The following is a 23,755-nucleotide window of genomic DNA, read 5'->3' on the forward strand; positions in this document are numbered from 1 at the left end:
GCGGCCACGCCCGCCGGATCCTCGCCACCCCGCCCCGGATGACCCATCGGGGCGTCCCGCACCTGGTGACCGCCCCCGCCCGCCCCGCCCGCCGCCGCTACTCCGCCTCCGGCGGCCGCAGCCGCCGCCACGCCGCGGGCGCCGCACTCACCAGCAGGGCCAGCGCGACCGCCGCCACCACACCCTTCCACGGCTCCGCGAACAGCGCCCCGCCCGCGATCCCGATCAGCCCGTACGTCGCCGCCCACGCCAGGCAGGCCGGCAGGTCGCCCCGCGCGAACCGCCCCAGCGGCAGCTGCGCCAGCAGGCAGGCCACCATCACCGGGATCCGGCCCGCCGGAAGCAGCCGGGACAGCACCAGCACCAGCACCCCGTGCTCGTCCAGCCGCCGCCGGGCCTGCTCCAGCCGCTCCGGCGTCGCCCGTCCGCGCAGCGCCTCCAGCCGCCGCGAGCCGCCCGGGGACCGCACCCCGCGCTGCCCGAGCCAGTACAGGACGACGTCCCCGGTGAACGCCGCCAGCGCGGCCACGCCGAACACCAGCAGCACCCCCAGGGGCGGCGACTGCTGATGGAACGCCACCACCGCCGCCGAACTCACCAGCGCCCCCGTCGGCACCACCGGCACCAGCGCGCCCAAGGCCACCAGCACGAACAGCGCCGGGTAGCCGACCGCCTGCTGGGTGGTCTCCGGCGGAACCTGCCCGACCGCCGCTGCCGCCGCCGCGAGCCCGGGCCACATCACGGCAGCCGCACCCGCTCCCCGTGGCCGGGCACCCGGACCGCCACCTTCGGCGCCAGCCGCCCCGCATGCCGCAGGAAGTCCTCGCCCGGCGCATGGAACTCGTGCGGCCGCACCGCGTCCAGCCCGATCGGCCAGTACGTCCCGTAGTGCACCGGCACCGCCGCGGCCGGCGCCAGCGAGGCCAGCGCCCGGGCCGCCCGGACCGCGTCCAGGTGCCCCGGCCCCAGGTACGGGCCCCAGCCGCCCACCGGCAGCAGCGCCACGTCCACCGGCCCGACCTCCTCGGCCATGGACGCGAACAGCCCCGTGTCCCCGGCGAAGTACGTCCGCCGCGCGCCCTGCACCACGTACCCCAGCGCCGGCGCCAGATGCGGCCCGAACGGCAGCCGCCGCCCGTCGTGCCGCGCACTGACCGCCCGCACCGTCACCCCGGGACCCACGCCCACCTCGTCCCCCGGGGCCACCTCCGTCACCGCCAGGGACCGCACCCCGGCCAGCCGGGCCAGCCCCGGCACCGCCCGCCGCGCCCCGCGCGGCACGACCAGCCGGGTCCCCGGCGCCAGCCGGGCCAGCGAGGGCAGGTGCAGGTGGTCGGCGTGCAGGTGCGACACCACCGCCACGTCCGCCCGGGCCGCTTCCGGCGGCGGCGGAGCCCCGCGCCGCCGCCGCAGGTGCGCCAGCCGCCGGGCGAACAGCGGGTCCGTCAGCACCCGCACCCCGGAGTCCTCGACCGTGCACGCGGCATGCCCCCACCAGGTGATGTCCACCGGCACCCGGCACCCCCGTCCTGTCGCGGCCCCGCCTGGATGCTGCCCGGTACGGGCGCCCGCAATCGAAACCGCCCGCACCCCTCCTCCCGGGCCGCGGATCGGAGTAGGGTCGGGCGGCATGGATGAGCTGCGCGTGGCCGCGATCGCCAGCCTGGCCCCGCTCGAGGATCTGGACACCGACCCCTTCGCCGTGGACACCCGGAGCCAGCGCGCCATGTGCGACCGCTGGGCCGCCGACCAGGGCTACGTCGTCACCAGGGAGCTGCTCGTCTACGGGCTGCGCCCCGACCACTGCGCGCTGTGGAGCGACGTCGACGCCGGGCAGGTCGACCTGTTCGTCGCCCCCAACCACCGCGTGCTCGCCCGGGCACTGCGCTCCGTCGAGGAGTTCACCGCGGAGTGCCGGCGGCGCGGCGTACGGCTGGAGACCGCCGGGCTCGACGAGCCGCAGTACACCTCGGCGATGAAGGCCGAGGTGCACCGCCGGCTCTCCATGCCCACCGCCGGCTACGACGGCACCTGACCGGCCGCGCGGCACCTCACCGGCCGGGCGGCACCTGACCGGCCGGGCGGCACCTGACCGGCAGGGCCGCACCCGACCGGCCCGGCCCACCCCGCCACGCCCGGGCGCCCGCTGTGCGACGCTGGACGAGGCGGCGGGGACCGCGGGAGACGCGCGCGGGCCCGGGGTGCCTCCCGGCCGTGGCCGGGGGCGACACGAGGCGGGTGCGGCGTGCGGCGAGGACGGTTGCGGAGCTCGGGCGGCGCCCTGCTGCGCGTGATCGTGGTCTGGGCGGTGTCCACCCTGACGATGCTGGCGCTGGCCGGCATCCTGCCCGATTTCCGGCTCCAGTCCGGCGACGGCGACAGCATCACCCAGGTCGGCCTGACCGCGGCCTGGGGCGCCGGGGCGTTCGGCCTGCTGAGCGCGCTGGTGTGGCCGCTGCTGGTACGGGCCCTGCTGCTGGTGCCGGCCCTGGTGCTCGGCCTGCTCGTGTTCTTCCTCAACGGCTCCCTGCTGCTGATGGCGCTCCGCCTGATCCCGTCCGGGCACGGGGAGGCGGCCCCCGAGACCGCGGTCGTGGTGGCCGCGGTCATGTCCGCCGTGGCCTCGGCGACCTCGACCGCGCTCGCGGTCCGCGACGACGAGGCGTACCGGCGGCGCCTCTACCGGCTCGCCGACCGGAGGCGCCGGCGCCGGCGCGGGGCGGGCGCGGCCGGCGCCCGGCCGACGCCGCCGGGCCTGGTCTTCCTCCAGCTCGACGGCGTCGGCCACCGGGTGCTGCGCGAGGCCGCGGCCGGCGGGGTGATGCCGACGGTGGCCGACTGGCTCGAGCGCAGCCACCGCATCACGCCCTGGCGCACCGACTGGTCCAGCCAGACCGGCTCCAGCCAGCTCGGCATCCTGCACGGCTCCGCCTTCGACGTGCCCGCCTTCCGCTGGTACGAGAAGGAGAGCGGCGAGGTGATGGTCTGCAACCGTCCCACCAGCGCCGCGGAACTCCAGCGCCGGGCCGTCGCCCGCACCGGGGACGGCGGGCTGCTCACCCTGGACGGGGCCAGCCGCGGCAATCTGTTCAGCGGCGGCGCCGACCAGCTGGCACTGGTGCTGTCGGTCTCGGCCCGCCGGGGCCGGGCGAACCGCTCGCGGGCCGGCTACTTCGCGTACTTCTCCGACCCGGCGAACGCCGTCCGCACCGCGGTCTCCTTCGTCGCCGAGGTCGGCCGGGAGATCGTCCAGTCGGTACGGGCGCGGCTGCGCGGCGACGGCCCCCGGGTGTCCCGGGGCGGCCTGTACCCGCTGATCCGGGCCTTCGCGACGGTCGTCGAGCGCGATGTGGTCGTGGCCGCGGTGATCGGCGACATGCTCGCCGGCCGCTCCGCGATCTACGCCGACCTGGTCGGGTACGACGAGGTCGCCCACCACTCGGGCCCGCGCGGTCGGGACACGGACCAGGTGCTGGCCCGGCTCGACCGCAGCCTCGCGCTCCTCGCGCGGGTCGCCGAGCACGCGCCGCGCACCTACCGGATCGTGCTGCTGTCGGACCACGGGCAGAGCCCGGGGGAGACCTTCCTGAGCCGGTACGGGCTGACCCTGAAGGACCTGGTCCGGGCGGGCTGCGGGCTGCCCGTCTCCCGCCGGGCCGGCCGCACGCCGAGCGGGGCCGAGGCCCGGGCGGCGGTGCTGGCGGCCCTGCACCGGCCGGTGGAGGAGGGCGAGGAGGACCGGCCCCGGCCGGGGCGCCGGGAGCCGGTGGTGCTGGCCTCCGGCAACCTCGGGGTGATCTCCTTCCCGGACCTGCGCGGCCGGGCCTCGCGGGAGCGGATCGAGCGGGCGCACCCGGCCCTGCTGCCCACTCTGGCCAACCATCCGGGCATCGGGTTCCTGCTGGTGGACGGGGAGGTGCTGGGCCCGGGCGGGGCGACGGCCCGGCTGGCCGAGCCGGGGGAGGCGGAGGCCCTGCTGGCCCCGTTCGGGCCGGGGGCGGCCGAGGCGGTCCGGCGTACCGACGGCTTCCCGCACGTCCCCGACATCATGGTGAACTCGGCGTACGACCCGGAGACCGGGCAGGTGCACGCCTTCGAGGAGCAGGTCGGCTCGCACGGCGGCCTGGGCGGGGAGCAGGGGCAGGCGTTCCTGATGTGGCCGGTGGAGCTGTCGGATCCGGACCCGCCGTGCCCGGTGGGCGCGGAGGCCGTGCACCGCGTCCTGCGGGGCTGGCTGCGGGAGCTGGACGGGCCGCAGGTGCCGCTGGGACCGGTGCAGACGGCAGCGGCGGCAGCGGCGGCAGCAGTGGCAGCGGCGGCAGCGATTGCGGAGCCTGCGGAGCTTGCAGAGCCGGGGGAGCCGGCCGGGGTCGCGGAGACGTCTGGTGAAGGATCCGCGGTCACAGGCCCCGCATAGCGGAACCCTTCCGTCCGCAGGGGTGTCCGTACCGGACGAAAGCCGCTGATTTTGCGGGGCCTGCCCCGTACCGGAGCATGTGTCGACCTGTCCGGCATGTGAAACACCCGAGGCGCGACCCCTTGAGCACCACCCCTGCCATAGCCCCGGCCCCCCAGGCCCCCGCCCCCGCCCCCGACACCAGCGAGGGGAGCACGGGCGGCCCGCACGCCCGCCGTTTCGGCCTCCCGATCGCGACCTGCCTGGTCATGGGCAACATCATCGGCGGCGGCATCTTCCTGCTGCCGGCCTCCGTGGCACCGTTCGGCACCATCAGCCTGGTCGCGTTCGGCGTGCTCACGCTCGGCGCGATCGCCCTCGCCCTGGTCTTCGGCCGGCTCGCCGAGCGCCTCCCGCAGACCGGCGGCCCGTACGTGTACGCCCGCGCCGCCTTCGGCGACTTCGCCGGCTTCCTCGCGGCCTGGACCTACTGGATCACCTCCTGGGTGTCCAACGCGGCCCTCGCCGTCGCATCGGTCGGCTACCTCTCGGTCCTCTTCCCGGCCATCGGCGCCCACACGTGGTCCATGTGCCTGGCGGCCCTGGCCATGCAGTGGCTCCCGGCGCTCGCCAACCTGGCCGGCACCCGCTGGGTGGGCACCGTCCAACTCGTCGCCACCGTCCTGAAGTTCGCCCCGCTGCTGCTCGTGGCCGTCGGCGGCCTGTTCTTCTTCGACCCCGCCAACCTCGGCCCGTTCCAGGCCACCGGCCAGAGCCCGGCCGGCGCCCTCTCCGCCTCCGCGGCGATCCTCCTGTTCAGCTACCTCGGCGTGGAGTCGGCCGCCGTCAGCGCCGGCGAGGTCCGCGACCCGGCCCGCAACGTCGGCCGGGCCACGATCCTCGGCACCGCCGGCGCGGCCGTCGTCTACCTGCTGGGCACCCTCTCCGTGTTCGGCCTGGTCGCCCACGACCGGCTGGTCGCCTCCGAGGCCCCCTTCACCGACGCCGTCAACGCCATGTTCGGCGGGACCTGGGGCGGCACCGTCGTCGCCTGCGCCGCCGTGATCTCGATGGCGGGCGCCCTGAACGGGTGGACCCTGCTCAGCGCGCAGACCCCGTACGCCGCCGCCAAGGACGGCCTGTTCCCGAAGGCCTTCGGGAAGAAGCAGCGCGGCGTCCCCGTGGCCGGCGTCCTCGTCACCACCGCCCTGGCCTCCGCCCTGACCGTCTACAACTACACGGCCGGCTCCGGCGGCGTCTTCGAGATCCTCGTCCTGGTCACCACCTTCACCGCCACCGTCCCCTACCTCCTCGCCACCGCCGCGCAGGTCCGCTTCCTGCTGGAGGGCAAGACCGAGCAGGTCCACCGCGGCCGCCTCGTCCGCGACGCCTCCCTCGCCACCGCCGCCTTCGGCTTCTCGCTGTGGCTGGTCGCCGGCTCCGGGTACGCCGCCGTCTACCAGGGCGTCCTGTTCCTCTTCGCCGGAGTCCTCGTCTACGCCGTGATCGCCGCCCGCAAAGCCCGCGCCGCCGCCTGACCTGCGGGGTAGTTTGGAATGAGAGGACAAGCAGGGGGGCGCTAAGGGGTTGCCATGTCCGCGATCAGAGAGACCATCGACATCTCCCGCAGTCCCGAGGATGTCTACGCGTATGTGACGGACGCCAGACACCTCCCGGAGTGGCAGGAGAGCGCCGTCGCCGCCCGTCCGCTGGACGGGGCACCGCCCCACGTCGGCCAGCGGGTCGCCGTCACCCGCAGGATCGGCAAGCGGGAGATCCCGATGACGATGGAGGTCCAGCAGCTCGACCCGCCCCGCAGCTGGCACATGCGAGGCGTGGACGGGCCCGTACGCGGCGACATCCACGGGGCCATCGAGCCGCTGGACGGCGGCAAGCGCTCCCGCCTGACCCTGGAACTCGAGTTCGAGGGACACGGCATCGGCAAGGTCATCGCCCCGCTCGTGGCCAAGCCGCACGCACGCAAGGAGATGGCCCGCAACGAGGAGCGGCTGAAGAACCTGCTGGAGCACTGAACCTGCCGGCACCGAACCCGCTGGAGCGCTGAACCCGCGAGTACGCGAAAGGCCCCCGTACCCCGCCCTCACGGGCCGGGTACGGGGGCCGGTGCGCTTCCGGCCGACCCGCGGATCAGTCCAGGTAGTCGCGCAGGACCTGGGAGCGGGAGGGGTGGCGCAGCTTCGACATCGTCTTCGACTCGATCTGGCGGATGCGCTCACGGGTGACCCCGTACACGCGGCCGATCTCGTCGAGGGTCTTGGGCTGGCCGTCGTTGAGGCCGTAGCGCATGGAGACGACACCCGCCTCACGCTCGGAGAGCGTGCCCAGGATCGACTGGAGCTGCTCCTGGAGGAAGGTGAAGGAGACCGCGTCGGCCGGGACGACCGCCTCGGAGTCCTCGATCAGGTCACCGAACTCGCTGTCGCCCTCCTCGCCCAGCGGGGTGTGCAGGGAGATCGGCTCACGGCCGTACTTCTGGACCTCGATGACCTTCTCCGGGGTCATGTCGAGCTCCTTGCCCAGCTCCTCCGGCGTGGGCTCGCGGCCGAGGTCCTGGAGCATCTGCCGCTGCACACGGGCGAGCTTGTTGATGATCTCGACCATGTGGACGGGGATGCGGATGGTGCGCGACTGGTCGGCCATGGCACGCGTGATCGCCTGCCGGATCCACCAGGTCGCGTACGTGGAGAACTTGAAGCCCTTGGTGTAGTCGAACTTCTCCACGGCGCGGATCAGACCGACGTTGCCCTCCTGGATCAGGTCCAGGAAGAGCATGCCGCGGCCGGTGTAGCGCTTGGCCAGGGAGACCACGAGGCGGAGGTTGGCCTCCAGCAGGTGGTTCTTGGCGCGGCGGCCGTCCTCGACCAGGATCTCCAGCTCGCGCCGGTACGCGGGCTTGAGGTCCTCCTCCTCTTCGAGCTTGTACTCGGAGAACAGGCCGGCCTCGATCCGCTTGGCGAGCTCGACCTCCTGCTCGGCGTTGAGCAGCGGCACCTTGCCGATGAGCTTGAGGTAGTCCTTGACCGGGTCGGCGGTGGCGCCGGCCACCATGACCGTCTGGGCCGGGGCGTCGTCCTCGTCCTCGTCGGACAGCACGAAGCCCTGGCCGGCCGGGGTCTCCTCCTCGACCTCGTCGACGAGGTCCTCGGTCGCCCAGTCCTCGCCCTCGAGGGACGGGTTCTCGGTGTCGTCGACGTCCTTGCCGGCCGTCTTCTTGGCCGCCGTGGTCTTCTTGGCCGCCGTGGTCTTCTTCGCCGCGGCCTTCTTGACCGTCCGCTTCTTCGGCTCGGCGGCGGCCTCCGCCGCCGCGGCCTGCGGCTCGGCGGCCGGCGTGGCGGATATCGCCGCCGCGGAGGCAGCGGTGGCGGTGGCGGCAGCGGCCGGGGCCGCGGCCTGTGCCGCAGCGGCGGCGGCGGCAGCGGCGGTCGCGGCCTTGCTGCGCCCGCCGATCGGGCGCGGCGCGGCGACCTTCTTGGTCACGGTGCGGGCCGGGGCGGCGGCAGCCTTGCGGGGCTTCTTGGCGGCAGCCTTGGTGGCGGGGGCCGCGCTGACGTGGAGGGCGACACCCTCCTCGTCCAGGACCTGGTTCAGGCTGCGCAGGACCCGCTTCCACTGGTCCACCGGGATGCGGCCGGCCTCGAAGGCCTGGCGCACGTCGTCACCGTTGATGTGACCCTGCTCGCGGCCGCGCTCGACGAGCGCGACCAGGGCCTCGGAATCGGCGATCTCCGGAGGGAACGTACGGGACGGGCTGAGCGACACAAGAAGCCTCTCGTTGCGAACAGATAAGGGTGAGCGGGTCATCATCGCGCGGACTCGGGAAACAGGCCCGAGGGGGGTCTGTATTCCGGGCCGCGCGAGGACAACCTGTCGGTTCATCGCATGCCCGAGTCGATTCGTTACGCGCTGAATTGAGTGACCTGCGCCACGCTGTGGACACGCAACCGATCGGCCGGAAATCCGTCCGCGCGCCCGCGCCTTCCCGGCTCCGGCACCACCGCTCGGTCCGGTTTGCGCGCTTCGATGGGGAATCAGGTGGTATGTACCGCGGAGGAACCTCCCGCCCGGCGCCGTCGACTACAGTGGGCGCGGGCCGTGACTGGCGTTCGGGTGGATCACCACCGGGGAGCGGCCCGGCGTACGTACACCCGTCGTGCGTCCGGCGTACCGCGTGTACGCCGACTGCCGCGCGCCTGGGCGAACCGCGATCCGCAGCGACGCCCAGGAGACCCCTATGACGACCGCCCAGACCGCCGAGACCGCCCCCTCCGGCACCGCCCGCCTCATGGACGGCACCGCCCTCGCCCGCCGCATCACCGAGCAGACCGCCGCGCACGCGGCCAGGCTCACCGAGCGCACCGGCACCGCGCCCTGCCTCGCGACCGTCCTCGTCGGCGAGGACCCGGCCTCCGTCACCTACGTCCGCATGAAGCAGAACCGCTGCGCCAAGGCCGGGATCACCTCCCGCCACGTGGCGCTGCCCGCCGAGACCACCACCGAGGAGCTCGTCGCCACCATCACGGCCCTCTCCGAGGACCCGGCGATCAGCGGCATCCTGCTCCAGCACCCCGTCCCGCACCACATCGACGAGCGCGCCGCCTTCGAGGCCATCGCCCCGGGCAAGGACGTCGACGGCGTCACCATGCACTCCTTCGCCGCCATGGGCTTCGGCCTGCCGGGCTTCGTCTCCTGCACCCCGGGCGGCATCATGCGCCTGCTCGCCGCGTACGACGTGGACCTCACCGGCAAGCACGCCGTGGTCGTCGGCCGCAGCGCCATCCTCGGCAAGCCCGCCGGCATGCTGCTGCTCGAGCAGAACGCCACCGTCACCTACTGCCACTCCCGCACCCGGGACCTGTCCTCGATCGTCCGCCAGGCCGATGTCCTGGTCGCCGCCGTCGGCAAGGCCGAGTTCATCCGCGGCGAGGACATCAAGCCGGGTGCCGTGGTGCTGGACGCCGGCTACAACGAGGGCAACGTCGGCGACGTCCACTTCGAGTCCGCCGCCGCCCGCGCCTCGCTGATCACCCCGGTCCCCGGCGGCGTCGGCCCGATGACCATCGCCGTGCTGCTGGAGCAGACCGTGCAGGCGGCCGCCGCGCAGGCCGGCCTCTCCCTCGCGGAGCTCTGACCGGCACCCCGGCGAACGCCCCGGGCACCCCGGACGCCCCGGACCGCCCCGCCCGGGGCGTCCGGGGCGCCGCGCATCTCCCGTCAGCCCCCGGGCGGCACGGCCGGCAGGGGGCTGCCGCTTCTCGGACACGTGGCGGTATCTTGTCGGCCGGATACGGATGACACGTGCCACACGCGGTCCGGGGGGAGCGCAGATGGACCTCTTCACGCCACTCGACCTGCCCCATGGCGGCCGGCTGCCGAACCGCCTGGCCAAGGCGGCGATGGAGGAGAGCCTCGCCGGGCCCGGCCAGCTGCCCGGCGAGCGCATCGAGCGCCTCTACCGCCGGTGGGCGCAGGGCGGCGCCGGACTGCTGATCACCGGGAACGTCATGGTGGACCGCCGGGCCCTGACCGCCCCCGGGACGGTCATCCTCGACGCGCACGCCCCGCTCGGCCCCTTCCGCCGCTGGGCCCGGGCCGCCGCATCGGGCGGCGGCCAGGTCTGGATGCAGATCAACCACCCCGGCCGGCAGGTGGGCGCGGAAATGCCCGGCACCGCCTGGGCGCCGTCCGAGGTCGGGGTGAGCCTCGGCAAGCACACCAAGCGCTTCGCCCGCCCCACCGCGATGACCGAGGCCGACATCCGGGCCACCGTCGCCCGCTTCGCGGTCACCGCCGGACGGGCGCGGGAGGCCGGCTTCCACGGCGTCCAGATCCACGCCGCCCACGGCTACCTCCTCAGCCAGTTCCTCTCCCCGCTGGTCAACCGGCGCACCGACGGCTGGGGCGGCAGCCTCCCCAACCGGGTCCGGCTGCTCACCGAGGTCGTCCGGGCCGTCCGCGCCGAGGTGGGGGACGACTTCGCGGTCGCCGTCAAGCTGAACACCGCCGACTTCCAGCGCGGCGGCTTCGACACCGAGGACGCCGCCCGGGTCCTCGACGTCCTCGGCGGGCTCGGCGTCGACCTGGTCGAACTGTCCGGGGGCAGCGTCGAGAGCCCCGCCACCCTGGGCCGCACGGCCGACCTGCGGACGCTGGAGCGCGAGGCGTACTTCCTCGCCTTCGCCGAACAGTTCGTCGAGGCCGCCACCATGCCGCTGATGCTGACCGGCGGGATAGCCCGCAGCCAGACCGCGGGCCGGGTCCTGGACAGCGGCTTCGCCGTCGTCGGCCTCGCCTCCGCCCTGGCGTTCCGCCCCGACCTGCCGGCCCGCTGGCGCGCGGGCGAGGACGTGCGCGTCACCGTGGAACGGCCGGCGTGGAAGGACCGGGACCTGGCCGGAGCCGGGCTGCTGGCCTTCGTGCGCTTCCAACTGCACCGGCTGGCCCGGGGCCTGGAACCGCGGCCGCAGGCCTCGGCCCGGGCGGCGTTCGCCCTCGACCAGCTCAAACACTGGCGCCGGGTCCGCACCTACGGGGCGTGGCTCGCCCTCAACCCCGAGCCCGGGCCCGAGGAGGCCCTCGCCGCCTGACCGCCTGACCGCGTGGCCGCCCGACTCAGGCCCCGTGGCCGTCGCGGCCGCTGCGTACGGCCGCCACGATCGGCGACGAGCTGAACTCCCGGGCCAGCGCCGCCAGCGGCGTCGAGTCCAGCCGGTACGGGTCGGACGGCCCCTGGTCGGCGCCCTCCCGGTGCTCCCCGACACAGCCCGCCAGCTCGGCGGCCTCCCGGCGCCGCACGGCGGCGGCGAGCATGGCCGCGTCCGCGACCAGCGAGGCCCGCTGCCCGTCCATGCCCCGGGCGCGCGCGGCCTCGTACGCGGCGCACCGCACCCCGGGGTCGAACCAGCAGCCCAGTGCCAGGATCCCGTCGTCGATCACCGACTCCCGGTGGATCAGCCGGATCCCGATCGGCGACCACCAGGTCAGCGGCACCGTCATCACGCTCGGCGAGGCGAAGCCGCGCAGCGCCTTCCACAGCGGGTGCAGCCGCCGGTACCGGCTGTAGTCCCGCCAGGCCTCCGAACCGCCGACCAGCGGCACGATGAACCCCGCCCCCACCATCAGGGCCGCCGAGGCCGCCAGCGGCGGCGCCGCGTACGTGGACAGCCCGTCCCAGTCGCGGCCCGCCCACCGGGCACCCACCGCCGCCCACTTCACCACCAGGTAGCCGAGGTCCAGCACCCCGCCGAGCACGATCAGTGCCAGCCCGGTGCGCAGCGGCCGCAGCGAGGGGTCGGCCCTCAGCAGCCACTTCCAGCACAGGCCGGTCAGCGCGGTACTGCCCGCCATGTGGGCCAGCAGGTAGCAGACGATCATCTCGCGCAGCCAGGGCGTGTTGGCGTAGTACGTGTCCAGGTCCCGCACCCGCTCGACCGGCGCGTCCCCCATCACGAACAGGAAGACGATGAGCAGGGCGACGGCGCCGAACACCGCCGACGTGAGCCGGGTCGCCCGGCGCACCACCGCGGGCGGGCCGCCGCCCCAGTGCAGCACCAGGACGATGCACGACCCGGAGAACGCGGTGAGCACCGCGTACACCAGCGGCGCGGAGAAGTTGGTGATGCCGGTCAGCCGGTTCACCGCCGAGATCGTCGGCGGCGCCGCCAGGAACATCACGAGGCAGCCGACGACCAGCAGCGTGCACACCGCCCGCATCAGCGGCTGGTCCCAGTTCCTGCGCAGTGTCGGCGCCTTGATCAGCAGGGCCAGGATCAGCACCGACCCCGGGACGTAGAGGATGAGCCCGTCCGTCATCGCGCCTGGCCGACGGGGCCCACCGGATCGACGGGACCGCCCGGCCGGGGGGCGGCCGCGGGCCCGGCCCGCCCGGCCACCGGGTCGAGCCCCGCCACGGCCCGCTCGGCCGCGGTCAGCGGCGGCGCCTGGAGCGCACCCCGGTCCGAGGCGCGCAGCACCCGCCACACCACCGACGGGCGGAGCCAGTACGTGGGCGGGCTGCTCATCGTGATGACCCGGAGGAACGCGGCCGTCAGCGCCTCCCGGGTCGTCGCGCCCGTCACCAGCCGGTTGACGTACGCGTTCAGCAGGCCGACCCCGGCCCTCGGCCGCATCCCGGTGGCCCCGGGGTAGAGGATGTCCTGGGACGTGGCCAGCTCCCAGGCGGTGGCCACCATCGGGGCGAGCGCGCGCTGCGCCTCGCGGCCGAACGACGGGTGGGCGAGCCCCTTGGCGCGCAGCAGCGCCCGTACGGCCAGCAGGCCCTGGGCGGCGACGGTCATGCCCTGCCCGTACAGCGGGTTGAAGGTGGCCACCGAGTCCCCGACGGCGAAGAACCCGTCGGGCAGGGCGGCCTTCTCGAAGTAGAGCCGCCGGTTGGCGGTGCCCTGGGTGACGGCGACGTCGGTGAGCGGCTTGCGGCCCTCGAGGAGCTCGCCGACGATCGGGTCCCGGATGCCCTTGGCGAACGGGATGAACCGGTCGGGGTCGCCGGTGGGCTGGCCCCCGCGGGTGCCCGACAGGGTGACCTGCCACTGGCCGTTCTCGATGGGCACGATCGTCGCGGTCTGCCCGGGCACGGGAACCCGCGGGTCGGACTGCACGTTGACGATGGGGAAGTCCATCTCGTGGGCCCCGGGCGGCGCTTCGAAGATCCGGGTCGCGTACACCAGCCCGGAGTCCACCTGCGCCCGTCTGATCCCGCCCACCCCGAGCTGCTGGAGCCAGGCCCGGGCGCGGGAGCCGCGCCCGCTGGCGTCGACCACCAGGTCTGCGGTGACCAGCAGCCCCTCCTGCCCGGGGGTGTCGACCCGGACGCCGGTGACGCGGGCCGCCGTCCCCTCCAGTGCCCGCACCCGGCTCTGCTGGAGGGTGGTGACCCCGCTCAGGCCCGTCACGCGGGCACGGACCACCGCGTCGAGCAGGTCGCGGCTGCACGAGATGTTGAACTGCTTCTCCCCGCAGCGCGGGATCCAGCCCTGTGCCGTCTTGGTGACCAGGTCGGTGGGCAGGCTCCGGCGGATCGCGCCCGCCGCGGTCCAGGCGTCGGTGATGCCCGGCAGGATCCTCTCGATGGCGCGCGCTCCGCCGGACCACATGACGTGGACGTGCCGGGCCTGGGGGAGTCCGCGCCGCGGCGCCGGGCTGTCGGGCAGCGTGTCGGCGTCGATGATCGTGACCTTCGCGTGCTCGGCGAGCACCGCCGCCGCGAGCAGGCCGGCCATGCTGCCGCCGATGACGACGGCGTGGCGGGGCGGGGTGGAGGGGGTCATCGTGTGGGGTGGGCTCTCTGTCGGGGCCGTGCGGGGGCAGCGGCGCGTGAGGTGCGTCGGCAGGGCGGCGGGGCGGGCGGGCCGGCGGCCGCCGCGGCGCCGGGCCGCGCCGCAGGGGAGTGCACTCAACGGCCCCAGCCGAGCGAGGTCTTGATGCGCTCGATCGCCTCCGGGAGCTGCTCCTGGCGGGGCGGCTGGAGGAAGGTCTTGAGGATCTTGCCGAGGTGCAGGCCGAAGGTCTCCGCCCGGGTCTCCGCCGGGTCCTCCCGGTCGGCGCGGGCGGCGGCCTGCCGCACGACACTGCCCAGGCCGGCCTCGGAGTGCAGCAGTTCCGCCAGGTCGCCGTGGCGTCCCGCGAGCCGGGCGGCCACGGCCATGCCCAGCCCGTGACTGTCGCAGGTGCCTTCCTCGAGGTGCCATAACTCGTGGCAGGCGATGACGAGTTGGTGCTCGGGCCGGGTGCGTTCCTCGATGATGAGCAGATCGCGGTCCGCGAGCTCCAACCACAGCCCGCTGGCCGTGTCCGGCGGGAACCCGGCGAAGCGGAAGTCCACGGGCCGTCCGCCGCGCCTGCGGCCGTACGCCTCGCACAGGCTTGCGACGACCGCGGCGGCATCGGCCGGCGCCGTCAGGCGCACCTCCGCCAGCAGATCCGCGCCGAGCTTCCGCATGGTCCGTGTGGTCCTCATGGCGCTCCCCCCTCGGCGGTGTCTTCACGGCCCCGTGCCGTGCGGCCCGGGTGTTCGCGGTCTGCGCCCGGGCCCTTGAGCAGGCCTTCCCGTGCCAGCAGGTCGTCCAGGTGGTCGGCCAGCGACTTCCAGCCCGCCGCGGACAGGCGGCCTGCCCGGGTGACGATGCCGCGTACGTCGTGCGCCCGCAGGACGGCGAGCATCGGGTCCTGCGCGTCCTGCTCGGCGGACCGCAGCTCGTACGCGATGCCGGCGAGGGCGGTGGCGAGGGCCTCGGTGTCGTCGGCCAGCAGGAAGCCGCCCTCGACCCCGTAGAACCGCTGGATCCCGGCGGCCGCGGCGAGGTTGGGCAGCCCGTCGCCGCGGGCCAGGCGGGTCAGCGACTGGCCGGACGCGTCGAAGGACCGGGCGATGGCGGCCAGCGAGTGGGCCTGCCCGTCCGGTCGCGGGCGGGTGCTGCGCAGGTGCGTGAAACGCTGGTGCACCTGCTCCTTGAGCGGGAGCCGGGGCGGCCGGCCGTCGAGGGTCTGCGCGACGGCGTGCGGGGGCATGCCCGTCAGGTACGACAGGTGCTCCAGGTCGTTCGTGGCACCGGAGCCGGTGACGGGGGCGCCTGCCGCGGCCCTGGTGCAGGCCTCGGCGGCGGTCGTGGCCAGCGCCCGCTCCACCGCGCTCTTGCTGTCGGCGAGGAGGAAGCCCGCGTACACCCCGAAGAACCGCTGCACACCGGCGGCGTGGCCCAGCCGGGGCAGCCCGGTGCCCGCGTTGAGCGGGCCTAAGGAGGCGCCTGGCGCGTCGAACTCGTCGGCGATGGCGGCCAGCGGCCACTCCCGGCCGTGCCGGTCGCGGCGGGTGGCCCGCAGCCGCAGGAAGCGCCGGTGTACCCGCTCGCACAGCGGGGCCTCGGGTGCCGTCCCCGCCACCACCGCCGGGATCCGCTCCGGCTCCACCCCGCTCAGCCGGCTCAGCCGCTGCACGTCCAGCACCTCGGCGGGGTCCCGGCCGCACCGCTCCGCCAACGCCGCGACGCACGACCAGGTCGCGGCGAGGTCGGTCCGGACGTCGGGTGTCACCGTGAGGTTCTCCGTATGTCGACTGGACGTTCGAGAGCTTCGGCTGTGTGCAGCCTAGCCCTCCGGGTCGCAGCGGAACATAAGAACCCCAACGTTTCTTGCGATGTGAGTCAAAGAAGGTTGGCGCGGCCCCCGGGCCGGCCGTCAGGACGGGGCCGACCGCATGACTTCGGAGGTAATCGACCCCGCCGCGGTTGCGCGGCACAGTGGGGGCACCGGTTCACGGAAGGCCGCGGAGCACCCGCCGCGCCCCCGGGCCGGCCCGCCGCCGGCATCTCGCCGGCTCCTGCGACCCCGACCCTCCCGGAGGCTGATCCGCCATGTCCGCAACCCTGATCGCCGGAATCGCCCGCACCGCCGCCCCGCAGACCGCCCTGCGCCGCTTCCTCGCCCTCGACGCCGTCGTCACCGGCGCCAACGGCCTGGCGTACGCCGCCTTCAGCGCTCCCATCGGCCGACTGCTCGGCATCGGCCCGGCCACCCTGTTCGAGCTCGGCCTCTTCCTCACCGCCTATGCCGCCGGCGTCGGCTGGCTGGCCTCCCGCCGCCGGCCCTCGGTCTTCGGGGTGAAGCTCGTCATCGAAACCAACTGCGCCTGGGTGGTGCTCAGCCTGGTCTCGCTCTTCCTCTGGGACGCGCCCACCGCGGCGGGCCTGGCCTGGATCCCGGCCCAGGCCCTCACCGTCGCCGCCTTCGCGCTGCTTCAGCAGCTGTCGCTGCGGGCCTCGGCCGCGGCCGCGGTCGGGGCCGAGGCCCGGGCGGGGGCCTCAGGGCCCCAGCGAACGCAGGTACTTCACCGTCGCCGGGTCGGCCGGGAGCATCGTCTCGATGGCCAGCTCGGCGACGGTCACGTCCATCGGGGTGTTGAACGTCGCGATGGACGACACGAACGACAGCCGGTGCCCGTCGTGCTCGATGACCAGCGGCAGCGCGATGTACGGGACGGGCTCGGCGGGTTCGGCGTCGCCCGGGCGGTCGGCCACCGGATACGCGGCGACCTCCTCGTACAGCGCGCGCAGCGGCGCGGAGCGGGCCAGCGCGATCTGCCGCTCCATCTGCGCCAGCAGGTGGCCGCGCCACTCCTTGAGGTTGTGGATCCGCGAAGCCAGCCCCTCGGGGTGCAGGGTGATCCGCATCGCGTTCAGCGGCGGGGTCAGCAGGTGCCCGGGCAGGCCGTCGAGCAGCATCGCGATGCCCCGGTTGGCGGCGACCACGTTGTACATGGCGTCCACGACCAGCGCCGGGTACGGCTCGTAGCCCGTCAGCAGCCGCTCCAGGCCCTCGCGCAGGGTGCCCATCGCCGGGTCGTCCATCGGGGTCTGCGCGTAGTGGGGGGCGTACCCGGCGGCGAGGAGCAGCGCGTTGCGCTCCCGTACGGGGACGTCGAGGCGGTCCGCGAGCCGCAGCACCATCTCCTGGCTGGGCTTGGACCGGCCGGTCTCGATGAAGCTGATGTGGCGCGCGGAGGAGTCGGCGCGGCCCGCCAGCTCCAGCTGGCTGATGCCGCGCCGCTCACGCCAGGAGCGGAGCAGGGAGCCGACGGACCCGGTGTCCGCATGTGTCGTGATCGCCATGCACATGACGCTACCTCAGGAAGCCTTCCCGCAGGTCGGCGACGGTCCGCCGAGCGGGCCGCAGCGGTTGCGGAAAGACCGCGCGACCGGCCGCGCGCACCCTTCCCGGCGGCCCCGGTTGTGGGAACCTTGACCCCACGTCAGGAGTTCGTCCCGTACGGGGAAGGGAGCATGCCGATGGCAGCCGAGCCGCTTTCGCAGAAGGAGATCGAGGACCGGTTGCGGGAACTGCCCGGGTGGGCGTTCGAGGACGACCGGATCATCCGCACCTACCGGCTGGGCTCCCATGTCGCGGCGAGCGCGCTCGTCGCCCACATCGCCGCCGTGCAGGACGAGTTGAACCACCACTCCGACCTCACCCTCGGCTACAACACCGTCCGGCTGTCGACGAACACGCACAGCGCGGGCGGCTCCGTCACCGAGACGGACTTCGCCCTCGCCGAACGCGTCGAGGCCCTCGCCCCGGCCCACGGCGCGAGCTGACCCCCGCAGGCCCCGGATCGTCGAGGTGCTCCTCGACGATCCACTCCTGCGCACCGAAGGCGTTCGGCCGCGCAGGACGCCCGTCCCGGCCCCGCTCAGAGGTCGCAGACGGCCGGGTCCGGCCCGATCCGCCCCGCCTGCGGCCCGTCGGCGAGGGCGTCGAGCGCGGCCATGTCGGCGGCGTCCAGCTCGAAGTCGAACACGTCCAGGTTCTCCCGGATCCGCGACGGCGTCACCGACTTCGGGATCGCGATGTTCCCCAGCTGGAGGTGCCAGCGCAGCACCACCTGGGCCGCGGAGCGGCCGTGCCGGGCGGCCACCGCGGCGACGGCGGGCAGCGCCAGCAGCCGCCGGCCCTGGCCGAGCGGGGACCAGGCCTCGGTGGCGATGCCGCGGCGGGCGTGCTCCGCACGCAGCTCGGCCTGCGGGAACAGCGGGTGCAGCTCCACCTGGTTCACGGCCGGCACCAGGGAGCTGCGCTCGCCGAGCCGGTCCAGGTCCGCCGGGCGGAAGTTCGACACGCCGACGGCGCGGGCCCGGCCGCCCGCCGCGATCTCCTCGAACGCCTCCCAGATGTAGAGGAAGTCGTCGCGCATCGGACGCGGCCAGTGGATCAGGTACAGGTCGACGTAGTCGAGGCCGAGCCGGGAGAGCGAGTCCTCGAACGCCCGCAGCACCTCCTTCCGGCGCCACCTCCGCCGCGTGCTGTTCCACAGCTTGGTGGTGACGAACAGCTCCTCGCGCGGCAGCCCGGACGCGGCGACGGCCTTGCCCGTGCCCGGCTCGTTGCGGTACACGGACGCCGTGTCGATGCTGCGGTAGCCCGCCTCCAGCGCGGTCCCGACCGCGCGCTCGGCCTCGTCGTCGGGGATCTGCCAGACACCGAAGCCGAGCCGGGGCATCGAGGTGCCGTTGTTGAGCGTGATGGCGGGGACCTGGTCCACGTGCTGTCGTTCCCTCGGGGTCGCCGGGCGGCGCCGGACGGTCGGCGCGCCGGATCTCATCGGATGTCGTCTCGGATGTCGTCTCGGATGTCGTCGGAAACCGGCCGCCGGACCTGCGTATTCCCGCCGCGCGGCCCGAAAACCCCGGGGGAGCCCCCGGCCTGGTACAGGGCGGCCACCTCCTGCGCGTACCTCTTCTCGATCGCCCGCCGCTTCAGCTTCAGCGAGGGCGTCAGCAGCCCCCGCTCCTCCGTGAACTGCTCCTCCAGCACCCGGAACGCCCGGATCGCCTCGGCCTGGGACACCAGCGTGTTCGCCGCGACCACCGCCCGCCGCACCTCGGCCGTCAGGTCCGGGTCGTGGACCAGCTGGGCCGGCGGCCGCTGCGGCAGCCCGCGCATCGACAGCCAGTGCGCGATGCCCTCCGGGTCGAGGGTGACCAGCGCGGCCACGTACGGCCGGTCGTTTCCCACGAGCACGCACTGCGCGACCAGCGGATGCGAACGCACCCGCTCCTCCAGGGCGGCCGGCGCGACGCTCTTGCCGTTGGAGGTCACCAGGATCTCCTTCTTCCGCCCGGTGATGGTGAGGTACCCGTCCCCGTCCAGCCGGCCCAGGTCCCCGGTCGCCAGCCAGCCGTCGCGCAGCACGGCCTGCGTGGAACGGGAGTCGCCCAGGTAGCCCGAGAAGACGTGCGCCCCGTGCAGCCACACCTCCCCGTCCTCGGCGATGTGCACCGTAGTGCCCGGGATCGGCCGGCCCACCGTGCCGTACTTGACCGCCCCCGGCGGCTGCGCGGTCGCCGCCGCGCAGGACTCGGTCAGCCCGTACCCCTCGAACACCGTGATCCCGGCCCCGTCGAAGAACAGCCCGAGCCGGCGCGGCATCGCCGACCCGCCCGACATGGCGTGCCGCACCTTCCCGCCCAGCGCCTCGCGGACCTTCCCGTACACCAGCTTCTCGAAGAGCCGGTGCTCCACGCGCAGCGCGGCCGACGGGCCCGGCCCGACGCCGAACGCCTTCTGCTCGCGCGCCTCCGCGTACCGCACCGCCGTCTCGACGGCCCGGTCGAAGGGGCCCGCGCGCCCCTCCGCCTCCGCCGTGCGGCGGGCCGCCGCGAAGACCTTCTCGAAGACGTGCGGAACGCCCAGCACGAACGTCGGCCGGAACGCGGCCAGGTCCGGCAGCAGCTCGGCCGCCGCCAGCACCGGCTGGTGCCCGAGCTTGACCCGGGCCCGGACGGCCGCCACCTCCACCATCCGCCCGAAGACGTGCGCGAGCGGCAGGAACAGCAGGGTGGAGGCCTCCTCTCCGGGCCCGGCCCGGAACACGGACTCCCAGCCGGCCACGACCGTGTCCGCCTCGTACATGAAGTTGCCGTGCGTGAGCACGCACCCCTTCGGCCGCCCCGTGGTCCCGGACGTGTAGATGACGGTGGCGACGGTGTCGGGCGTGACCGCGGCGCGGTGCCGGTGCACGACGTCGTCGGCGACCCCGCGGCCGTCGGCCACCAGCGACTGGACGGCCCCGGCGTCGAGCTGCCACAGCCGGCGCAGCTGCGGCAGCCCCTCGACCACCGAGCCGACGGTCATGGCCTGGTCCTCGTTCTCCACGACGCAGGCCGTGCACCCGGAGTCGGACAGGATCCACTGCACCTGCTCGGCGGAGGAGGTCGGATAGACGGGGACGGGCTGCGCACCGACCGCCCACAGCGCGAAGTCGAACAGCGTCCACTCGTACCGGGTCCGCGACATGAGGGCGACCCGGTCCCCGAACCGCACCCCCTGGGCCAGCAGTCCGCGCGCGAGCCCGAGCACCTCGGCGGCGAACTCCCCGGAGGCCACGTCCCGCCACCCGCCGCCCCGCTTGCGCCCCAGCACGACACGGCCGGGATCGTCGAGGGCGTACCGGAAGACGCAGTCGGCGAGCCCGCCGACGGGCGCTTCCGTGACGACCGGTGGGACCGTGACCTCGCGCATGCCCCGCTCCTCTCCCCGCAGCGCGGCGACGCTACCCCACCCCTCCGCCGCGTTGATCACCCCCGAAGGACCTCCACAACACCTCCCCACCCGCCGCCGCCCCCGAACCCGGAAGACCCCTGCAAAGGCAGGGGTCTTCCGGGTGCTGTGTCGTCAGGTGCGGGGCAGGCCCGGCGGCCGCTTCTGTTGACGGGCCGGCCGTTGTCGCCGGCCGTTGTACTTGCCGCCCATGCAGGTCCACCTGCCGGTGCCGGCCGGCTCGGCCTGTCGTCCCTGGCCTGACCTGGGGATTTGCGGGGCCGTGGGTCGCGCGGTTGGCCACGCCACTGCCCAGGAATGCAAAAGACCCCAGTTGAACTGGGGTCTTAGCTGGTGTCCGAGGGGGGACTTGAACCCCCACGCCCGATAAAGGGCACTAGCACCTCAAGCTAGCGCGTCTGCCATTCCGCCACCCGGACCAGGTGATCCGCCCCGGTCTCCCGCGGCGACATGGACAACAATAGCAGCAGTTCGGCGTGGTTCCGACCGGGTATTCGCTCCGGGGCGCTCGCTGACCTGCGGGCATGCCGCGAGGGCCGGTGCGAGACGGCCCGTCTCGCACCTCCCTGCGGCCGCCGCCCCGACCCCCGGGCTACGGGCAGCGGATGACCTGGCCCGCGTACGACAGGTTCCCGCCGAAGCCGAAGAGGAGCACCGGGGCGCCCTTGGGGATCTCGCCGCGCTCGACGAGCTTCGACAGCGCCATCGGGATGCTGGCCGCCGAGGTGTTGCCCGAGTCGACGACGTCGCGGGCGACGACCGCGTTCACGGCGCCGAGCCGCTGGGCCAGCGGCTCGATGATCCGCAGGTTCGCCTGGTGCAGGACCACGCCGGCCAGGTCCTCCGGCGTGAGCCCGGCCTTCTCGCACACCTGGCGGGCCAGTGCCGGCAGCCGGCTCGTCGTCCAGCGGTACACGGACTGGCCCTCCTGGGCGAAGACCGGCGGCGTGCCCTCGATCCGGACCGCGTGCCCCATCTCCGGCACCGAGCCCCACAGCACCGGCCCGATCCCGGGCTCCTCGCACGCCTCGACGACGGCCGCGCCCGCCCCGTCGCCCGTCAGGACGCAGGTGGTGCGGTCGGTCCAGTCGGTGACCTCGGTCATCTTGTCCGCGCCGATGACCAGCGCACGCCTCGCGGAGCCGGCCCGGATGGCGTGGTCGGCCGTGGCCAGGGCGTGCGTGAAGCCCGAGCAGACCACGTTGAGGTCCATGACGGCCGGACCGGCGGTCATGCCCAGCTTCGCGGCGACCCGCGCGGCCATGTTGGGGGAGCGGTCGATCGCCGTGGAGGTGGCCACCAGCACGAGGTCGATGTCGTCCGGGACCAGCCCGGCACCCGCCAGCGCCTTGCCCGCCGCCTGGTACGCCAGCTCGTCCACGGGCTCGTCCGGACCCGCTATGTGCCGTGTCCGGATGCCGACGCGCGAGCGGATCCACTCGTCGCTGGTGTCGACCACGGCCGCGAGGTCCTCGTTGGTGAGCACTCTCGCGGGCTGGTAGTGCCCCAGAGCCACCACGCGCGAACCGGTCATGGGCGGGAACCCCCTCGTACGACTGCAGGACCATCCAGCCTGACCGGCTACCGGTGGGTACGAGGGCGTGTGACCCGACAGGATTCCGGATGCGTAATTTGGAGAGTCCGCAGCATCCTCCCCGTCCGGGACAATGGGCACCTCAGGTGCACGACGACGTGCACCGCGGGAAGGGAACGGGCGGTCTGATCACATGGGACGGGTCACCGAGCGCCGGCGCGTCATACGGGTGCGGAACGGGACGACCGGGGTCCGCCCGGACACGCTGGTCGCAGAGGAGCCGCTGGAGGTGCGCCTGGGCGGCAAGCCCCTCGCGATCACCATGCGCACCCCCGGCGACGACTTCGCGCTCGCCGTGGGCTTCCTGGTGAGCGAGGGCGTGCTGGGCTCTGCGGCGGACGTGCAGGCGGTGACCTACTGCGAGGGGGCCGCGGAGGACGGCTCGAACACGTACAACGTCGTCAACGTCCGGCTCGCGCCCGGGGTTCCGCTTCCCGACGTCACCCTCGAGCGGAACGTCTACACCACCTCCTCCTGCGGCCTGTGCGGCAAGGCCAGCCTGGACGCCGTCCGCACCGCGACCAGGTTCCCCCTCCCGCCGGCCGCCGCCGACGGCGTACGGATCCCCGTGGAGCTCCTGGGCGGGCTGCCGGACCGGCTGCGGGCGGCGCAGAAGGTCTTCGACCGCACCGGCGGCCTGCACGCGGCCGGCCTGTTCACCCGCGACGGCGAGCTCCTCGACATCCGGGAGGACGTCGGCCGGCACAACGCCGTCGACAAGATCGTCGGACGGGCCCTCCAGGCCGGGCTGCTGCCCCTCGCGGACACCGTGCTGCTGGTGTCCGGCCGGGCGTCCTTCGAGCTGGTGCAGAAGGCCGTCATGGCGGGGATTCCCGTACTGGCAGCCGTCTCGGCCCCGTCCTCGCTGGCCGTGGACCTGGCCCTGGAGTCCGGGCTGACGCTGGTGGGCTTCCTGCGCGGCGGCAACATGAACATCTATGCGGGCGAGGAACGGCTGGACCTCGGCGCCCAGGACGACCCCGCCGGGCCGGAGTCCGCCCGCGCACGTTAGCGGGCGCGGCGGCCCCCACCGCGGCGGCCCGTGCCGCCCTTCGCCTTCCTGCCCTCGTTCCCGGAACCCGCCGGCGCGGGCGGGTCGATGCGGTGCAGGTCCAGCGTCGCCGGGAGCGGGGCGGTGCCCGGCCCGCCCGCCTCGGCCCAGGCGATGACCTCGTCCGTCGCGGTGTCGTCCAGGGCCCAGCCGAACCAGGCCGCGCGGGCGCCGCGCCGGCGCGCCTCGGTCGTCGGCTGCACCACGATCACGTTGGCCTGCGCGCACGGGCCGAGGCAGTCGCTGGTACGGACGGCCAGGCGGCCCCCGGAAGCGGCGGCGGCCTCGCGCAGCCGGGCCAGCTGGCCGGCGTGGTCGGTGCCGGGGTTCTTGCGGGGGTCGCCGCAGCAGCAGCCGCGGCAGACCACGAGGGTGCAGGGGCGTTCGGCGTGGGCGGCGAGCGGGCGTATCCAGGTCACCGCCGCACGTTACCGGGCGCGCGGCGCGGGGTGTTGGGGCCCGGAGGAGACCTCCGCCACATGCCCGCCGGGGAGTTCGGCCTCCGTCCCGGCCTCCGCGTCCCCGGGGGGGGGATGGGGCGGGGGAGGACACAACAGAAGGGGTGGAGGGGGGGAGAGAAGGAGCGGGGGGAAAACAAAGAGATGCTGCGTCCCACGAAACACAAACG

The 23,755-nt window shown here is 74.4% G+C and carries 21 protein-coding genes, 1 tRNA gene and 1 riboswitch; of the genes, 8 read left to right on the forward strand and 14 right to left on the reverse strand.

The window, feature by feature from the left end; genetic code table 11:
- Positions 1-97: 97 nt before the first annotated feature.
- Positions 98-739 (reverse strand): DedA family protein, encoded by a 642-nt coding sequence (locus tag AC068A_RS21740; RefSeq protein ID WP_478587255.1) that lies wholly within the window; start codon positions 737-739, stop codon positions 98-100.
- Positions 739-1,515 carry an MBL fold metallo-hydrolase gene (locus AC068A_RS21745; protein ID WP_478587218.1) on the reverse strand — a complete coding sequence of 259 codons (777 nt, stop codon included), beginning with the start codon at positions 1,513-1,515 and terminating at the stop codon, positions 739-741. Before AC068A_RS21745 ends, AC068A_RS21740 begins: the two co-directional genes overlap by 1 nt.
- A 115-nt stretch (positions 1,516-1,630) precedes the next feature.
- Here AC068A_RS21745 and AC068A_RS21750 point away from each other — a divergent pair, with 115 nt between their 5' ends.
- The 4 genes from AC068A_RS21750 (at position 1,631) to AC068A_RS21765 (ending at position 6,429) form a co-directional block, all read left to right on the forward strand.
- A complete protein-coding gene (locus AC068A_RS21750; protein WP_478587220.1) occupies positions 1,631-2,035 on the forward strand; it encodes a recombinase family protein in 405 nt (134 codons plus the stop codon).
- Between the two features lie 288 nt (positions 2,036-2,323).
- A complete protein-coding gene (locus AC068A_RS21755) occupies positions 2,324-4,417 on the forward strand; it encodes an alkaline phosphatase family protein (protein ID WP_478587257.1) in 2,094 nt (697 codons plus the stop codon).
- Between the two features lie 77 nt (positions 4,418-4,494).
- The gene (locus tag AC068A_RS21760) at positions 4,495-5,934 is read left to right on the forward strand and encodes an amino acid permease (RefSeq protein ID WP_478587222.1); all 1,440 of its coding nucleotides are present in this window, start codon (positions 4,495-4,497) and stop codon (positions 5,932-5,934) included.
- A 54-nt stretch (positions 5,935-5,988) separates the two neighbouring features.
- Positions 5,989-6,429: an SRPBCC family protein gene (locus AC068A_RS21765; protein WP_478587224.1), complete on the forward strand. Its 441-nt coding sequence runs from the start codon at positions 5,989-5,991 to the stop codon at positions 6,427-6,429.
- Positions 6,430-6,544: 115 nt separating this feature from the next.
- Here AC068A_RS21765 and AC068A_RS21770 read toward each other — a convergent pair whose 3' ends face one another.
- Positions 6,545-8,218, reverse strand: coding sequence for an RNA polymerase sigma factor (locus tag AC068A_RS21770; protein ID WP_478587259.1), 1,674 nt, complete (start codon positions 8,216-8,218; stop codon positions 6,545-6,547).
- Between the two features lie 281 nt (positions 8,219-8,499).
- Positions 8,500-8,585: riboswitch (ZMP/ZTP riboswitch) on the forward strand.
- Between the two features lie 63 nt (positions 8,586-8,648).
- On the opposite strand from AC068A_RS21770, the gene AC068A_RS21775 reads away from it, so the two are divergent.
- Both AC068A_RS21775 and AC068A_RS21780 read left to right on the forward strand, forming a co-directional pair.
- The gene (locus tag AC068A_RS21775) at positions 8,649-9,545 is read left to right on the forward strand and encodes a bifunctional 5,10-methylenetetrahydrofolate dehydrogenase/5,10-methenyltetrahydrofolate cyclohydrolase (protein WP_478587226.1); all 897 of its coding nucleotides are present in this window, start codon (positions 8,649-8,651) and stop codon (positions 9,543-9,545) included.
- A gap of 196 nt (positions 9,546-9,741) precedes the next feature.
- Positions 9,742-11,001 carry an NADH:flavin oxidoreductase/NADH oxidase family protein gene (locus tag AC068A_RS21780; protein WP_478587227.1) on the forward strand — a complete coding sequence of 420 codons (1,260 nt, stop codon included), beginning with the start codon at positions 9,742-9,744 and terminating at the stop codon, positions 10,999-11,001.
- A gap of 25 nt (positions 11,002-11,026) precedes the next feature.
- Here the strand turns inward: AC068A_RS21780 and AC068A_RS21785 are convergent, their stop codons facing one another.
- The 6 genes from AC068A_RS21785 to AC068A_RS21810 all read right to left on the reverse strand — a co-directional run bounded on the left by AC068A_RS21785 (position 11,027) and on the right by AC068A_RS21810 (position 17,037).
- The gene (locus AC068A_RS21785; protein ID WP_478587229.1) at positions 11,027-12,226 is read right to left on the reverse strand and encodes an MAB_1171c family putative transporter; all 1,200 of its coding nucleotides are present in this window, start codon (positions 12,224-12,226) and stop codon (positions 11,027-11,029) included.
- Positions 12,223-13,701 (reverse strand): NAD(P)/FAD-dependent oxidoreductase, encoded by a 1,479-nt coding sequence (locus AC068A_RS21790; RefSeq protein WP_478587231.1) that lies wholly within the window; start codon positions 13,699-13,701, stop codon positions 12,223-12,225. Before AC068A_RS21790 ends, AC068A_RS21785 begins: the two co-directional genes overlap by 4 nt.
- Before the next feature lie 125 nt (positions 13,702-13,826).
- Entirely contained in the window at positions 13,827-14,390 is a 564-nt protein-coding gene (locus AC068A_RS21795) for a toxin-antitoxin system, toxin component (RefSeq protein WP_478587233.1), read from the reverse strand.
- Positions 14,387-15,463, reverse strand: a complete 1,077-nt coding sequence (locus tag AC068A_RS21800) for a hypothetical protein (protein WP_478587235.1) — start codon at positions 15,461-15,463, stop codon at positions 14,387-14,389. The genes AC068A_RS21795 and AC068A_RS21800 overlap by 4 nt, the downstream gene beginning before the upstream one ends.
- A gap of 511 nt (positions 15,464-15,974) precedes the next feature.
- Positions 15,975-16,145, reverse strand: coding sequence for a hypothetical protein (locus AC068A_RS21805; RefSeq protein ID WP_478587237.1), 171 nt, complete (start codon positions 16,143-16,145; stop codon positions 15,975-15,977).
- Between the two features lie 85 nt (positions 16,146-16,230).
- Complete coding sequence (locus AC068A_RS21810) at positions 16,231-17,037, reverse strand: helix-turn-helix domain-containing protein (protein ID WP_478587239.1); 807 nt, start codon at positions 17,035-17,037, stop codon at positions 16,231-16,233.
- A gap of 177 nt (positions 17,038-17,214) precedes the next feature.
- Between AC068A_RS21810 and AC068A_RS21815 the strand changes: the two genes are divergently transcribed.
- Positions 17,215-17,520 carry a 4a-hydroxytetrahydrobiopterin dehydratase gene (locus tag AC068A_RS21815; RefSeq protein WP_478587241.1) on the forward strand — a complete coding sequence of 102 codons (306 nt, stop codon included), beginning with the start codon at positions 17,215-17,217 and terminating at the stop codon, positions 17,518-17,520.
- A gap of 95 nt (positions 17,521-17,615) precedes the next feature.
- Here AC068A_RS21815 and AC068A_RS21820 read toward each other — a convergent pair whose 3' ends face one another.
- From AC068A_RS21820 to AC068A_RS21835, 4 genes are all read right to left on the reverse strand, one after another.
- Positions 17,616-18,464: an aldo/keto reductase gene (locus AC068A_RS21820; protein ID WP_478587243.1), complete on the reverse strand. Its 849-nt coding sequence runs from the start codon at positions 18,462-18,464 to the stop codon at positions 17,616-17,618.
- Positions 18,465-18,520: 56 nt separating this feature from the next.
- Complete coding sequence (locus AC068A_RS21825; RefSeq protein WP_478587244.1) at positions 18,521-20,443, reverse strand: AMP-dependent synthetase/ligase; 1,923 nt, start codon at positions 20,441-20,443, stop codon at positions 18,521-18,523.
- A 370-nt stretch (positions 20,444-20,813) separates the two neighbouring features.
- Positions 20,814-20,901, reverse strand: a tRNA-Leu gene (locus AC068A_RS21830).
- A 173-nt stretch (positions 20,902-21,074) separates the two neighbouring features.
- The gene (locus AC068A_RS21835) at positions 21,075-22,016 is read right to left on the reverse strand and encodes a beta-ketoacyl-ACP synthase III (protein ID WP_478587245.1); all 942 of its coding nucleotides are present in this window, start codon (positions 22,014-22,016) and stop codon (positions 21,075-21,077) included.
- A gap of 193 nt (positions 22,017-22,209) precedes the next feature.
- On the opposite strand from AC068A_RS21835, the gene fdhD reads away from it, so the two are divergent.
- Positions 22,210-23,088 (forward strand): formate dehydrogenase accessory sulfurtransferase FdhD, encoded by an 879-nt coding sequence (gene fdhD / locus AC068A_RS21840; protein ID WP_478587246.1) that lies wholly within the window; start codon positions 22,210-22,212, stop codon positions 23,086-23,088.
- Here the strand turns inward: fdhD and AC068A_RS21845 are convergent.
- Positions 23,085-23,546, reverse strand: coding sequence for a (2Fe-2S) ferredoxin domain-containing protein (locus AC068A_RS21845; protein ID WP_478587248.1), 462 nt, complete (start codon positions 23,544-23,546; stop codon positions 23,085-23,087). The genes fdhD and AC068A_RS21845 overlap by 4 nt on opposite strands.
- Positions 23,547-23,755 lie beyond the last annotated feature (209 nt).

This window comes from Streptomyces sp. NPDC043854 (genome assembly GCF_056436005.1).